The 16,135-nt window shown below is 37.5% G+C and carries 10 protein-coding genes; 6 read left to right on the top strand and 4 right to left on the bottom strand.

Translation table 11 applies throughout. The features are described from left to right. Window positions 1-14: 14 nt before the first annotated feature. Window positions 15-1,301, bottom strand: coding sequence for an ammonium transporter (locus ABI125_03635; protein ID XCF06957.1), 1,287 nt, complete (start codon window positions 1,299-1,301; stop codon window positions 15-17). A 100-nt stretch (window positions 1,302-1,401) separates the two neighbouring features. Beyond that, complete coding sequence (locus ABI125_03630; GenBank protein XCF06956.1) at window positions 1,402-2,418, bottom strand: outer membrane beta-barrel protein; 1,017 nt, start codon at window positions 2,416-2,418, stop codon at window positions 1,402-1,404. A 470-nt stretch (window positions 2,419-2,888) separates the two neighbouring features. Here ABI125_03630 and gltB point away from each other — a divergent pair, with 470 nt between their 5' ends. After that, window positions 2,889-7,403 carry a glutamate synthase large subunit gene (gene gltB, locus ABI125_03625; protein XCF06955.1) on the top strand — a complete coding sequence of 1,505 codons (4,515 nt, stop codon included), beginning with the start codon at window positions 2,889-2,891 and terminating at the stop codon, window positions 7,401-7,403. Window positions 7,404-7,407: 4 nt separating this feature from the next. Then, window positions 7,408-8,871, top strand: coding sequence for a glutamate synthase subunit beta (locus tag ABI125_03620; protein XCF06954.1), 1,464 nt, complete (start codon window positions 7,408-7,410; stop codon window positions 8,869-8,871). Between the two features lie 64 nt (window positions 8,872-8,935). Here ABI125_03620 and ABI125_03615 read toward each other — a convergent pair whose 3' ends face one another. Next, window positions 8,936-9,685, bottom strand: coding sequence for a LytTR family DNA-binding domain-containing protein (locus ABI125_03615; protein ID XCF06953.1), 750 nt, complete (start codon window positions 9,683-9,685; stop codon window positions 8,936-8,938). Continuing rightward, the gene (locus ABI125_03610; protein ID XCF06952.1) at window positions 9,675-11,627 is read right to left on the bottom strand and encodes a tetratricopeptide repeat protein; all 1,953 of its coding nucleotides are present in this window, start codon (window positions 11,625-11,627) and stop codon (window positions 9,675-9,677) included. Before ABI125_03610 ends, ABI125_03615 begins: the two co-directional genes overlap by 11 nt. A gap of 723 nt (window positions 11,628-12,350) precedes the next feature. Here ABI125_03610 and ABI125_03605 point away from each other — a divergent pair. Genes ABI125_03605 through ABI125_03590 form a run of 4 tightly spaced genes read left to right on the top strand, consistent with a single transcriptional unit; the run spans window position 12,351 to window position 16,125 of the window. Then, window positions 12,351-13,649, top strand: a complete 1,299-nt coding sequence (locus tag ABI125_03605) for a hypothetical protein (GenBank protein XCF06951.1) — start codon at window positions 12,351-12,353, stop codon at window positions 13,647-13,649. A 19-nt stretch (window positions 13,650-13,668) separates the two neighbouring features. After that, a complete protein-coding gene (locus ABI125_03600; GenBank protein ID XCF06950.1) occupies window positions 13,669-14,196 on the top strand; it encodes a hypothetical protein in 528 nt (175 codons plus the stop codon). Between the two features lie 17 nt (window positions 14,197-14,213). Then, a complete protein-coding gene (locus ABI125_03595; protein XCF06949.1) occupies window positions 14,214-15,170 on the top strand; it encodes a DUF6175 family protein in 957 nt (318 codons plus the stop codon). Between the two features lie 19 nt (window positions 15,171-15,189). After that, window positions 15,190-16,125, top strand: a complete 936-nt coding sequence (locus tag ABI125_03590) for a hypothetical protein (GenBank protein ID XCF06948.1) — start codon at window positions 15,190-15,192, stop codon at window positions 16,123-16,125. Window positions 16,126-16,135 lie beyond the last annotated feature (10 nt).

Here is a 16,135-nt window from a genome sequence, read left to right as displayed (position 1 = left end):
TATTTTTAAACTTATTATTCCTCAATTTCTCTTTGTCTCTTACCCGGGTAAGCAATAGAACCATGCTCTGACCAGTCAAGACCAGCTATTTCTTCTTTTTCAGAAACTCTTAAGCCTACTGTTACCTTCATTATATATAGGAATATAAAAGACAATCCAATGGCCCAAACCGCATAGGCAACAACACCAATGGCTTGTGCTCCTAATTGAGCAGCGCCACCACCGTTGAATAAACCAATACCAGCATCACCGTCAACACCCCAAAGACCAATAACTAAAGTTCCCCAGGCCCCGGCAACACCGTGTACAGAAATGGCACCAACAGCGTCATCAATTTTTAATGTTTTCTCAACAAAACCTATAGAGTACACTACAAGAATACCACCTACTAGTCCGGCCAACACAGCACCACCTTCGGTCATGTTACCACAACCCGCAGTAATACTTACCAAACCAGCAAGCGCACCATTTAAAGTCATACTTAAGTTTGGTTTACCATTTTTGATCCAAGTCAAGAACAAACCACTTAAAGCACCAGCGGCCGCAGCTAAGTTTGTTACAAGCACTACTTGTGAAGCTCCAGTAGCATCATCGCCACCCCAAGCTAATTGAGAACCACCGTTGAAACCGAACCATCCCAACCAAAGGATAAATACACCTAAAGTAGCATACATTTGGTTGTGACCGTGCATTTCGATTGGCTTCCCGTTAAGGAACTTACCAATTCTTGGCCCTACCATCCAAGCAGCAACAAGAGCTGCCCAACCTCCAACGGAGTGAACAATAGAAGACCCTGCAAAATCGATAAACTCGGCTGGCATAATACCGTCGGTATTATTCAACCATCCGCCGTTCCATTCCCATCCACCAGCAATTGGGTAGATAAAGGCCGTTAATATTAAACTGAAAATAGCGTACGTTGTATATTTTGTTCTTCCGGCAATAGCTCCCGAAACAATCGTAGCTGCCGTAGCGGCAAATACCGTTTGGAAGAACAAATCGGCTGCGCCTTGAGAGAATATAAAACCACCCCAATGGAAGAATCCTCCCCCAGCATCGGCACCGTACATTAAAGAATATCCGATGAACCAGAACGCCAACGAACCTACTGCAATATCCAGGAAATTCTTCATGGCAATGTTTACAGCGTTTTTAGAATCTGTCATTCCAGACTCCACTAGAAAGAATCCTGCTTGCATAAAGAATACCAAAATACCAGAGATTAGCATCCAAAGCATTCCCATGTCGCCTTCAATAGCGGCGGTGTCTTGCATTATAAGGGGCATATTTAATATTGACATAATAAATAATTTTTAGGGTTAGTTAATTTGATAACAAAGCAAGTTCTTTATTTAAAACAGAACTTGCTTTGCCTGTTTTTATGTTATATGTTTTTACATATTAGAATGTTATTATAGCAGCCAAAGTAAAGGCAGCTAAGCTATCGGTAGGAGCTCCGTCGCTATCAACAAAGTTTCCATAAAACATTCCGTCATCTTGGTTTGTTAAAGCATCCAATCTAACCTCTGGCTTGATGATTAAGTTTTCAACAGTATAGCTTCCGGTTAAAGTGGTAGCGAATACAGATGGCAAATCATCACCGTCACCATGTAAAGCAAAGTACTCACCTCTTAAACCAATTGAGAAGCTATCAGAAGTTGCTAATTGAGGATATAGAGCAGCACCGTAGAAACCAGCCCCATCATTATCATTATAAGCAGCATTTACACCTAAGTAGAAAGCATCAGATAAATCGAAACCACCTGTATAGTCGATTTCAAAACCTAAACCACCATTATTACCGCTGTCATAATATAAATTCAAGTACTGACCATAAGCACCCAACTGAGCACCAAGAGCATACTCTCCAGTCATTGAAATATCATTAGTATCCCATGGGTTAGTAACCGCCAACATCAAACTAACATCATCAGACAAAGCAAAATCTGCTTTTAAACCCATATGAGAGAATGGTCCGCTTGAAAATAAATAAGAGCAGCTGTAGTTAAAGTTTGCTGCTGGAGCAATAACCTCATAGCCCAAGAACGTATTCCATCTACCAAAAGTTAAGGTAGTACCTTCTGATACATTCCAGTAAACATAAGCTTGGTTTACTATTCCATCAACGATATCGGTATTAAAAGTAGCCCCTGCACCTCTTGGCCCAGTTACTAAATCTAAAACCCCTCCTACTTTATCTCCTTCATAAGTAGCAATAATATTACCCATACCCAATGCAAACCCAGATTTGCCAGCAAAAGCAGTACCGAATGTTGCACCTGCATTATCTGGAGCTGTTAAATAAGTTTGATAATAAGCATCAACACTACCCGTGATAGAAAGTTTACTCCCTTCCTCTTGTGCAAATAAACTACATGATGCTAGAAAGAACATTGAAAGTGTAATAAATTTTTTCATAATTGTTTTCATTTTATTAGTTACTAATTCTTTTTGTTAATTTTTCCTTAAGAACGATGTAAAACTATCATAAAATATTTTACCCCCCGAAAAAAACAGGGCTTATTAATTCATTTTTATCAATATTTTAAATTACCCCCTATTTTTTTAGGGGTATCACCCAAAAAACTTATTTTTTTAGTTTTTTAACAATACATTCAATTGAATTATTGTCAGTATTTTCAAATTTTTGATGCAGTTTTTTTTATTTAAACAACTTTTCGTTGACTTTAATTAGCATATCTATATTTATCACTCAAAAAATGCTGTTTGAATATTTATTAAAAAAGCGATGTAATATTGATATATAATTATTTTTAATTGAGGTTCGCTCCTAAAATCGAAATAATGAAACACACCTTATTGCGGTTCGAAAACTAGTGAGTATCTTTACGTTTCAACTCAAGTTTTAAAACCAATAATTGTTGATTATGCTGACGAAACAAGGACTTTATTTACCCGAATACGAACACGCCAATTGTGGTGCTGGTTTTATTTGTAATCTTAAAGGAGAGAAAACAAATCAAATCATCCACGATGCTTTGGAGATTCTGGTAAAATTAGAGCACCGAGGGGGTGTAAGTGCCGATGGAAAAACTGGTGATGGTGCTGGTTTGCTTATTGATATCCCTCACGACTATTTTAAACGGGTTTGCGATTTCGAATTACCCGAGCAAAGAGAGTATGCAGTTGGTATGGTATTTTTACCAAAAAACACCAACCAATACACCTTTTGCAAAAACGTTTTTGAAAAAGAAATAAAAGCCCAAGGCCTTTCTATTTTAGGGTGGAGAAAAGTGCCCGTGGATTCTAGCCAATTGGGTGAAATTGCCAAGGCATCAGAACCCAATATCGAGCAAATATTTATCGGCAAAACCGAAGCTATTGACGAGGCCACATTTAAAGCCAAATTATATGCTGCCCGCAAAATAACGGAGCACGAAATCATGAACTCCAAAATTTCAGAAAGTTCATATTTCTACCTACCAAGTTTATCAACAACAACCTTAATTTACAAAGGTATAATCATGCCAGAGGATATTGGCCCATATTATACCGATTTACAGCAAATAGATTTAGTAACTCGTTTGGCATTGGTACACCAGCGTTTCTCAACCAATACCATGCCTACTTGGGAACTGGCACAGCCTTTCCGTTTTATGTGCCAAAATGGTGAAATAAACACCTTAAGAGGTAACGTAAGCCGTATGCGTGTTCGCGAAGAAATCATGAAAAGTGATGTTTTCGGTCCGCAAATCGAAAAACTGTTCCCTATCATTTTGCCAGGAAAATCAGATTCTGCCTCTATGGATATGGTGGTAGAATTATTAACCCACACAGGGCGTTCGCTACCCGAAATCATGATGATGATGATTCCTGAAGCATGGGAAAAACACAAAACCATGAGCGAAGACAAAAAGGCGTTTTACGAATACAATGCCTGCATCATGGAGCCTTGGGATGGCCCTGCATCCGTGCCATTTACTGATGGCGATTACATTGGCGCCCTCTTGGACAGAAACGGTTTAAGACCATCAAGATACACCGTTACAAAAAGCGGAAAATTAATCATGTCTTCTGAAATTGGTGTGGTAAACGTTGACCCCGCCGATGTGGAGAGCCACGGAAGATTGGAGCCAGGAAAAATGTTCTTGGTAGACATGAACGAAGGCCGCATTATCAACGACGAAGAAATAAAAACAAAAATAGTTTCTGAAAGACCATACAAAGCATGGTTGGACAAAACCCGTTTACATTTAAGGGACGTCCCTTATACCAACGAAACTTGCCCAATCGAAACTATCGATATAAAAACACGTCAGCGTTTATTCAACTATACGTTTGAAGATATTCAGGAAGTCATCACCCCTATGGCCGTTGCCGGAAAAGAGGCTTTAGGTTCAATGGGAATCGACACGCCGTTGGCTGTATTATCAGACAGACCTCAACTTATCTCAAACTACTTCAAGCAATTATTCGCCCAAGTTACCAACCCGCCGTTGGACGGTATACGTGAGGAAATTGTAACCGACATTAGTTTGAATTTAGGTAAAGACCGTAACATTTTCAGCATTACCGAAAGACAATGTAGAAAATTAAGAATTCAAAATCCGGTCATTTCAAATGCCGATTTAGAAAAAATCAGAACCATTTCCATCGACAGCTTTAAGGCTGAAACCATCCACATCCTTTACCCTAAAGCGCAAGGATTAAATGGACTGGAAGATGCTTTGGAAAACATCATCGTTCAGGTTACAAAAGCACTTGAAAGAGGTACAAACATTATTATTCTTTCAGACAGAGGGGTTAATAAGGATTTTGCTCCAATACCATCGTTATTGGCATGTTCTTATGTAAACCACCAAATGAACCGTTTACGCAAGCGTTCGTATTTCGATATTATTGTAGAGTCGGCCGAGCCTCGCGAGCCTCACCACTTTGCTACCTTGTTCGGCTATGGTGCTAGTGCCATCAACCCGTACATGGTGAACGAAATCATCAGAATGCAGGTAAAGGAAGGTTTCATTGAAAACTTGAATGAAGACAAAGCCGTTGAAAACTTCAACAAAGCCATTGGTAAAGGGCTGTTGAAAATCATGAACAAGATTGGAATCTCAACATTACACTCGTACCGAGGTTCTCAAATTTTCGAAATCGTTGGTTTCAACTCTGCATTTGTTGAAAAATACTTCCCATATACCGCTTCAAGAATTGAAGGTATCGGGCTATACGAAATTGAAAAAGAAATTAACGAACGCTACAAACAAGCGTATCCAGATAATTTAATTGATAAAAAACTAGGTTTAAACATTGGTGGCGATTACCGATGGAGACGTAACGGCGAGCGCCATTTGTTCAACCCCACAACGGTTGCAAAATTACAACAGGCGGTACGCTTAAGCGACCAAAACAGCTACGATGTTTATGCCAAAGCCATCAATGAACAGTCTGAAAACTTAATGACCATCCGTGGTTTATTTGAGTTCGATAACCTAGACCCTATTCCAATCGAGGAAGTAGAACCTTGGACGGAGATTGTAAAGCGCTTCAAAACGGGTGCAATGTCTTACGGATCTATTTCAAGGGAAGCGCACGAAAACTTGGCCATTGCCATGAACCGTATTGGAGGAAAATCCAATTCAGGTGAAGGTGGTGAAGACAGAAAACGTTTCCAAAAAGACATGAACGGCGATAGCCGAAACTCTGCCATCAAGCAGGTAGCTTCAGGTCGTTTTGGTGTAACGTCTCACTACTTGACCAATGCTAAGGAAATTCAAATCAAAATGGCACAGGGTGCAAAACCAGGTGAAGGCGGACAGCTTCCAGGCGAAAAAGTATTGCCATGGATTGCCGCTGCACGTAACTCCACCCCGTTTGTAGGTTTAATTTCACCACCACCGCATCACGATATTTATTCTATTGAGGATTTGGCGCAGTTGATTTTCGATTTGAAAAATGCCAATCGCGAAGCCCGTGTTAACGTAAAACTAGTATCGGAAGTTGGTGTAGGAACCATTGCTGCCGGTGTGGCCAAAGCGAAAGCCGACGTGGTTTTAATTTCTGGTTACGATGGTGGTACGGGAGCTTCACCTTTAACATCATTAAAGCACGCTGGTTTGCCATGGGAACTTGGACTTTCTGAAGCACAACAAACCTTGGTACTAAACAACTTACGTAGCCGTATTGTTGTAGAATGTGATGGTCAGTTAAAAACTGGTCGCGACGTTGCCATTGCCGCTTTATTAGGTGCTGAAGAGTTTGGTTTTGCTACTGCTCCATTAGTAGCTTCTGGCTGTATTATGATGCGTAAATGTCATTTAAATACTTGCCCTGTAGGTATCGCAACTCAAGATAAAGAATTGCGTAAAAACTTTAAAGGCACACCAGAGCACGTTATTAACTTCTTCTACTATGTAGCGGAAGAATTAAGAGCGATTATGGCTCAATTAGGATTCAGAACTTTGGCCGAAATGGTTGGGCAAACGCATAAAATCAATGCCAATAAAGCCATCAAACATTACAAGGCGAAAGGATTGGATTTATCGAGCATCCTACACAGGCCGCAAGCTTACAGCCAAATGCCAGTGAGAAATACTGAAGCTCAAGACCACAATCTTGAAAACGTTTTGGATTTCACTATCCTAAAAGATTCGCACAGAGCTTTATATAGAAAGGAAAAAACGAATTTGAATTACAAAATCAAGAACATTAACCGTACCGTTGGTGCTATTGTAAGTAATGAAATTTCGAAAATATACGGCCACTTAGGTTTACCTGAAGATACATTGAACATCAATTTCACTGGTTCTGCCGGACAAAGTTTTGGTGCTTTTGGAGCCCACGGTTTAACCTTTACTGTTGACGGAAACACTAACGATTATTTAGGTAAAGGACTTTCTGGAGCCAAACTGATTGTTAAAAAACCGGCGACGGCCGACTTTATTGCTGAAAACAACATCATTGTTGGTAACGTTTGTTTATTCGGAGCCGTTCAAGGTCAGGCCTATATAAACGGTATTGCAGGAGAACGTTTCGCCGTGAGAAACTCTGGTGCACACACCGTTGTTGAAGGCGTTGGAGACCATTGTTGCGAATACATGACTGGTGGTAGAGTGGTTGTTCTTGGTAAAACTGGAAGAAACTTCGCCGCAGGTATGAGTGGCGGTATCGCTTACGTTTACGATCCTGAAAACAAATTTGTTAACGGTTTATGTAATACCGAAACTATTGAATTTGAAGATATTTCTACTGAAGATGCAGCAGAATTAAAAGGGCTTATTGAAAAGCACGTACTGTACACAAACAGTAACAGAGGAAAAGCGCTATTGGAAGATTGGGACAACAGCTTAGGCAACTTTGTAAAAGTAATGCCAATAGAATACAAGCGTGCCCTTAAGCGTTTAGAGACAGAAGAACAAATGGTAGAAGAATTAACAACAGCATAGTGTCATGGGAAAAGTAACCGGATTTAAAGAATTTGACAGACAAGATGAACAATACACCCCTGTTCAAGATAGGGTAAAACATTATAAAGAATTTACAGTTCCATTAAGCGAAGAAGAGATTACCAAACAAGGCTCTCGTTGTATGGATTGCGGTATTCCTTTTTGCCATAGTGGTTGCCCACTAGGTAATTTAATACCAGATTTTAACCACATGGTACACCAAGGCGAGTGGCAAAAAGCCTCTTGGTTATTGCACGCTACTAACAACTTCCCGGAGTTTACTGGGAGATTGTGCCCTGCGCCATGCGAAAAATCATGTGTATTGGGTATTATTGAAGACCCCGTATCCATCGAAAATATCGAAAAACAAATCGTTGAGCGCGCTTTCGCGGAAGGTTGGATAAAACCTCAGCCACCAAAAACCAGAACAGGAAAAACCATCGCCGTTGTTGGATCTGGTCCTGCTGGATTGGCTGCCGCACAACAACTCAATCGTGCCGGACACACCGTAACCGTTTTCGAAAGAGATGACGAAATCGGTGGGCTTTTACGCTACGGTATTCCTAACTTTAAAATGGAAAAGGAAATCATAGACCGTCGTTTAGCTATTTTGGAAGCCGAAGGTATCACCTTTAAAACCAATGTTAACGTTGGCGTTAATTACGACACCAAAGAACTTAAGGCTTTTGATGCCGTTGTGCTTTGTGGTGGTGCCACAGAAAGACGTAGCTTACCAACCCCAGGTATTGATGCCGATGGTGTGGTACAAGCTATGGATTTCTTAACCCAACAAACCAAAGTATTGTTTGGTAAAAAAGTGGAAAACCAAGTGATGGCAACTGACAAAAACGTTATTGTTATTGGTGGTGGTGATACGGGATCTGACTGTGTTGGAACCTCGAACCGTCACGGCGCCAAATCGGTAGTGAATTTCGAAATTATGCCGAAACCACCAGGGCACCGTTCGCCAACTACGCCTTGGCCATTTTGGCCATTGCAGCTTAAAACATCGTCTTCTCACGAAGAAGGTGTTGAGCGTAACTGGTTGATTAACACCAAAGAGTTCATTACGGACGAAAACAACAAATTAACCGCGCTGAAAACGGTTAACGTAGAGTGGAAAATGGTTCCGGGTGAGCGTCCTCAATTAATTGAAGTACCGGGTACTGAAAAAACTTGGCCATGCGATTTAGCGTTATTGGCATTAGGTTTTACAGGGCCAGAAAGCACTTTAGCTGATAAATTAGGTATTGAAAAAGATGCCCGTTCAAACTATAAGGCGGAATACGGAAAGTACCAAACCAATATCCCTAACATCTTTACTGCCGGTGATATGCGCCGCGGGCAGTCGTTAATTGTATGGGCTATTTCCGAAGGTCGTGAGGCCGCGCGTCAAGTAGATATTTTCTTGATGGGTAAATCAGACTTGCCTTCTAAAGATATAACAGGCGATTTGGTTGCTTTATAAAAACCGAAACATATACATATCATTCATAAAAAATGCGAGCTAAAAAGCTCGCATTTTTTTATGCCTATAAATTAATCAACTGTTTTAAAAACCCTTCTTTACTGCTTAACGACACTTTAACTTTTTCAGCATTACTCATTACAGCGTATGGCGGTTTTGTTTTTGTGTATTTTTTAACGTGACTTAGGTTTACCAAACACGATTGACTTACCCTGTAAAAACCACTTTCTTTTAGCATTTCTTCGAAACGCTTTAAGGTTTTTGAACTTGTAATTTTCTTTCCGTTTTCAATGTAAATGTCAGTATAATTTACTTTAGCTTCACAATAAATAATATTTGAAACATCTAAAACCACACATTCATTAGCAGTGTTTATGCTTATACGTTTTTTGGCTGGGTCTTCTTTTAAATTATAGAGTAATGTGTCTATTTTTTTATTTACATCGTCAGTAGATTTTTGAGATTTCAGCCTATTTACAACCTCATCAAAATCATCAAAATCAATAGGTTTTAATAAATAATGTAGCGCAGCAAACTTAAATGCTTTTACAGCGTATTTACTGTAAGCCGTGGTAAAAACAACCATAAAATTTAAATGCCTTACTTTTTGTAAATACTCAAACCCCGTTTGGTTGTTAATTTCAACATCTAAAAAAACTAAATCTGGGTTTAGCGCATTTGTTGTTTCAACCGCATTTTTAACGTTTGTGCATGTTTTTACAACATTAAAAACATCACTGTATTTACTGGTTAATTTTAGCAAAGCATCAATACAATGCTGCTCATCATCTATAATTAATGTATTAATCATCATTTAAATATGCTAACTGAAAAGGCAATATTACTTCAACTCTTGTACCTAGACTTTTATTAATAATTTTAATTTGTGCGTTTATATTTTTGGTTTTGTTTAAAACTGCAATTCTATCGTTTGTAATTTTAATACCCAATGATTTGTGCGCCGTATTCTTTTTGTTTGCAGGTGTTATTCCCACGCCGTTATCTTCTACACTATAACACAGCTGTTGGTTGTTCAATTTTTTAACTTGAATAGTAATTACACCAGCACCGTTAAGTTTTGATACACCGTGCCAAATACTATTTTCAACAAACGGTTGCATAATCATTGACGGTACTAAAACGTTACTTTTATCAATGCCATCATCAATTTTAATTTCATAATTAAATCCGTTGGGAATGCGTTTTTTTTCAATATCTAAATAATTTTCTAACAGCTTTACATCTTCTTCAATAGTAATATTTTCATACATAGACACCTCTAGTGTTTGTCTCATGAGTTTAGAAAATTTAGTAAGATAATTTGAAGCATCATCAACCTTATTACTAACAATATAATTATTGATAGAATTTAACGTATTGAAAATGAAATGTGGGTTCATTTGTGCTCGTAGCGCTTTTAATTCGGTTGTGGCAACTTTGGTGTTAAAATCGGCTTCTCGTTTTTTCTTATAAAAAACCATTAATCCAATTACAAAACATAACGCAATGCTACCACCTGCTAAATATGTTGTTTTTATAATTTTTTGTCTCTCTAACTCATTTGCAAAAAGCAACTGCTCTTGTATATGATTATTCTCTAATATATTTTTTTCATTTTGGTACTTATATTTTTCTTCAAGCCTTACTAATTCTTCTTTCTTTTCAATAGAATTAAAACTGTCTTTTAATATTATAGCTTCATTAATATAATTATATGCGCTTTTATAGTCTTTTAACTGCTTGTTTACTTCTGTTAAACCTTCTAAAGCTGATACTTGCAATGATATGCTTTTTGATTTTTCAGCCAAACTATAAGCCTTTTGATAATGATTTTTTGCTTTATGTAAACTGCTTATGTTCAAGTAACTTTCGCCAATGTATTCATGAACTATGGCTAAATTATTGGTATTGCCAAGGGTTTCATAAAGCGCTTTGGCTTTATTGAAATTGTTTAGCGCTTCGTTATGTTTTTTAAAGCCAACGTTTACAATGCCTATATTGGTCAAGGCATTGGCCATTCCTAATTTATTGTCACTTTTTTGCATTATACCATATGATTTTCTGTAATTATCAATGGCTTTTTGTTGCTGTTTTAAATAATCATAAATGTTACCAATGTTGTTGTAACTATTGGCTAAACCGTATTTATAATCTAAAGTTTCGTAAATTTTCGAAGCTTTTTCATGGTATACTAATGCCTTTTTATATGTTTTTAACTTAGTATATAAAATTCCAAGGTTTTGGGTGGTATTAGCATAATCTAGACTAAGTGTGTCTTTTAAATCTCTATAAATGGCGAGTGCGTCTAAATATTTTGATAAAGACGATGGATAGTCAGACAAATACATATAATTTATACCTATACTATTAAGCATTTTTGCCATCAACACACTATCATTTGCTTGTTTAAATGCTTCAAAAGCTTCAATATTACACCTATTAGCCTTTACATAATTGCTTTTATTGAAATATATGAGCCCCTTATTGTAAATGAGTCTTGCCTGTTTATTGTAATTATTGGCAGCTTTGTAAATTTCACCTGCCTTATCATACATGGCTAATGCCATGGAATCATTACCAATTGTTGAGTAATTATGCCCCTTGTATTGGTATGCTCTTGCCTCTTTATCTATGTCTTTTAAACTTTTGGCTAGCAAAAGAGCTTGATCTAAAACTTTCAACCCTTTTTTAGCATTAATGGAATAGTAATAATACCCTAAATCTGTTAACAAATTCAATCTAGTAGAATCTGCCAACTTCGTGTTTAACAATTGGTTTTCGATCGAGTCGATGTCTCTTTGTTGAGCTAACAGAACGGCACTTATCAAAAAACACAAGCAGCTTATTTTTCTAAACATAAGAGGATTAAAATACTGTTGCTAAACCAAATATATAAACAATATAAAAAATATACTATTCACACATCATAAAAATACGCAAATAATAACTGGAAGTTGCCAAATAATAAATTTAGGTATTCTATTAATAGCTACGGTATTATTTTTAAAACGCTATTAATTAATCTCAACCACAATGAAATCTTTATCTCAAAAAAGTATTAACAATTTTTTATTTGTTCCTTTTATTATAAATATTCAACACCCTTTCTCTCTCTCAAAAAGCACTATATCTATAGGAAGAAACTACACACAAAAGCATTAGGTCTATTTCTGGCAGAATTTATTGGTTTGTGCAAAAAGTACTTGTTTAAGATAGCTACTACCAGTATCAAGAAAAAATATACTCTGAACTGAAAGCATAAATAGAGTAGAAATCATTTTAAACAGCCTTTAGCTAATACTTCCTAATTTGAAGACTAATCGATAATTTAAAAACACAACTATTAATTGACCCTTTAAAATCTTAAAACAATGAAAAACAAAACAGTTACCCTCAATCTTAACAGCATTTAAACAAATCAATCCATAGCCTTCCCGAAAGCCTTGCGGTATTATTATTAATTCATACACACTCTCAACATGAAACTTTTTTTTAAGAATGTTTTTTTTTCGCTGCTTTTTTTGTTTTCACTATCTACAAGCGCCCAACAACAAAACACTGATGTAAAATATAAACGTAGTTCGTTGCACACCCTCATGATTAGCGATCCACAACAGGAATATGCCAATACCATACAAGACGTTTTTGTTAATGCACCCTTGCCCGACAAGTTCAACAACCACAGGGTATTTACTAGGCTAATTCCTAAAAACGATACGACCCTGGTTTATACAAAACCAAAAGCCAGCGAACAACCCAAAAAGAAAGGGCTACTATCTAAAGTTTCCTTAAAATCTAACAATAGTAGTTCTGATGACACCCAACATTTGGCCATATTAAATTATTTAAACAGTAAAAATATTGCTAAAAACATGGTTTCCAAATGGTTCAACAGAAGTGAAAACGGTGGCTTTAACATGGATTTAATTGCCGAAAGAGGCTTTTATAACGCCACCGATTTGGATGTGAAAATTGCCAACAATAGTGAACGCGGTTCGGCGATGTTAGCCGATGCAGGCGAAGCACTAATAAAAAACACCTTTGTGGTGGTCAACAATTTTAAGTACACCAACAAAGAAGAAATTGCCGACCAAGCCAAAGGCATTTTGGGCAGCGTTTCAGATGTAGCTTCAATTCTTGGGAAAAACGATGTGGCAACGGTGTCTGACGCAACCTCGGCAGGCGTTGAAGTTGCCGGAAAAGGTTACATCATCAAAACCCAAGCTTATTTGTACAAGCTGGTTTGGAACGATGACATCGCTGGGATATTTTACAATAGCTACTGGACGGAAGATAGTGCCATTGACACCGAAAAGAAAAATGCTTTTGACGAAACCGACCTATTCAAGTTTGAATATGTTGGCAAGGCCACTTCTTGGGCCGATGTACAAAGCACCGTTTATACCAAAAAAAGCAACGAAGATTTAATAAGTATTGCAACGGTTAGAGCGGTTGACAACGTTATTGCCAAACTGCAAAGGGAATTTGAAGTCTTTAGAACAAAAACGCCATTGATCAGTACAGATCCTTTGGCAGCAAAAATTGGCCTCAAAGAAGGCTTGGAAAAAGGCGATAAATATGAAGTTTTGGAACAAGTACTCAATGAAAATGGAGTTATTGAATACGAACGCTTAGGCGTTATAAAAGTTGAAAAGGAACTCATATGGGATAACCGCTTTAATGCCGACGAAGAAAATCCTTCAGAATTGGAATACACTACCTTCAGTGGAGGAAAAAACAAATATTTTCCGGGTATGCTAATCAGACAAATTAATTAACCTTAAATACTAAAACAACATGATACAAAAAACAAAACCACTATTTATTATAATTGCCTTCTTGGTAATTGGGGTAAGTGCAAACGCCCAATGGAAAAATGAAAAAGCCAACAAAGACACCGAAATTTTTCGTTATGATATCGAGTGCGAAGGCATTGCAAAACTAGGGTCCAAACTTGTAAAAGTATGGTCTTATTCCAAAAATCCAAAACATGCCATTTCGCATGCCATGAAAAATGCCGTACATGGTATCATTTTTAAGGGATTTGCAGGTGGCGGACAAGGATGCACTTCCTTTAGCCCTTTACTAAAATCTGCTAAAACCGCAGCTGAACATGCTGAATTCTTTGATGCTTTTTTTGCCGATGGCGGCGATTACCTTAAATACGTGTCTGCAGCTACAGACGGTAGAATAGCTGCTGGCGATCGATTGAAAGTAAGCAAACGTGAATACAAAATTGGCGCCGTAGTTAATGTCCAAACCGATATGTTAAGAAAACGATTGGAAGAAGAAGGCATTATAAGAGGTTTAGCATCCGGATTTTAATTATTAATACACAACTTATGAAAAAACAGATACACTTACACATTACCTATTGCCTATTTTTAATAAGTGCAATAACATTTAGCCAAGCCAAAAAACCAACAATTATGGTGGTTCCAAGTGATGCTTGGTGTATAAAAAATGGTTACGTCATGAATTTTGATGACCAAGGCACTTTGGTTCAAATACCTGATTATCAAAAAGCATTCCAACAAGATACCGACGTACTTTTAGTTATTAGCCAAATAAATGGTATGATGGCAGACAGGGGCTTTCCACTAAAAAATATGGAATCGGCCATTAAAACACTAAAATCCAATTCGGCTGAAGACAATTTACGTTCCTCTAGCGATTCGGGCAGTGGTGTAGCCGAAAGCCCTATAGATGCATTGAAAAAAGCGGCTAAAGCAGATATTATCATGCAACTTACTTGGACAGTAAACCAAACTGGCCCTAAAAAATCCATTACGTTTAACCTTCAGGGTTTAGATGCCTATACCGATAAACAAATTGCTACTGCTGCTGGCACGGGGGCACCTTCTTTTTCAGCCGAATTACCAGTATTGCTGTCTGAAGCAGTTTTGGCCCACATGGATAAATTTACCGAACGTTTACAAGCACATTTTGATGATATGTTTGAAAATGGTAGGGAAATTATTGTCCGCATTCAAAAATGGAATGATTGGGATGGCGATTTAGATACGGAATATGGTGGTGAAGTCCTTGGTTTTGCTATTGAAGATTGGCTAGCAGACAACGCTGTAAAAGGGCGTTTTAGCACGACAGACATGACCGAAAACATGGCATTGTTTGAACAAGTTAGAATTCCATTGGAAAATGAACAAGGTAGAGCCTTAGATGCACGCCGTTTTGTATATGAGCTTAGTAAATATTTAAAAAGTGCTCCATATAACATCCCAAACAAATTGGTCATGAAAGGACTGGGAAGAGCCACCATAATTCTTGGTGGTAAATAAATTTTAAAAAATGAAAGAAATGAAAAAAATAATATCCAGTTTCGTACTCATTGCCTCGCTAACATTGGCAGCACAAAATAATGTTAATTACGATGGTATTTTTTTAGGATCTTACATTCCTAATCAAACAGAAAGTGTTCCTACTTATGCTAAAAGTATGCTTTCAAACAAATTAAACCAAATCATTACAAAAAATGGCATTGCTCAAGGTGGTTATGACTCACGGTTTATCATTACACCGAATATTACTGTGATTAGCAAAGATGTTTTGCCTACAGCCCCTCCAAAAATCGCCTTAAACCTAGAGGTTACACTTTATGTTGGTGATGGTATTGAGGGTACACTATATACAAGTGAATCCATAATGGTTAAAGGCGTTGGCACCAATGAAAACAAAGCCTATATGGCAGCAATAAATCAAATAAAACCTAAAAACCAAGCATTACAAGATTTAGTAACAAGAAGCAAAGAACGTATTATTGAATACTTTAACAACAATTGCAACTTAGTTATTAAGCAAGCTGATGCATTAGCTTCACAAAACAACTATGAAGGAGCTCTAGCCTTATTATCAAGCGTTCCTGAAGTTAGCACATGTTTTGATAAAATAAAAACCAAGCTTGCTACCTATTACGACAAAGCTATTGAATTTGATTGCAAAGTTAAACTATCGGAAGCCAGTGGTATTTGGGCCGCCAACCAAGATATTAATGCCGCTAACGAAGCGGCTGCACTTTTGGCAACGGTTGAACCCACCGCACCTTGTTTCAATCAAGTTAAATCGTTGTTCTCTAAAATATCAGATAGAGTAAAAGAATTAAGCGACAGAAATTGGAACTACGCACTAAAAGTTTTAGATGTTGAAAAATCTAGAATACAAGCTGCCAGAGATGTTGGGGTTGCTTATGGCAATAACCAGCAGCCTAACACATATAATATTAGGGGGTGGTATTAATTACGCCCCC

It is taken from the genome of Tamlana crocina, from assembly GCA_040429635.1.
GTDB classification, from domain to species: domain Bacteria; phylum Bacteroidota; class Bacteroidia; order Flavobacteriales; family Flavobacteriaceae; genus Flavisericum; species Flavisericum crocinum.
This window is presented reverse-complemented; position numbering and strand designations above follow the sequence as displayed.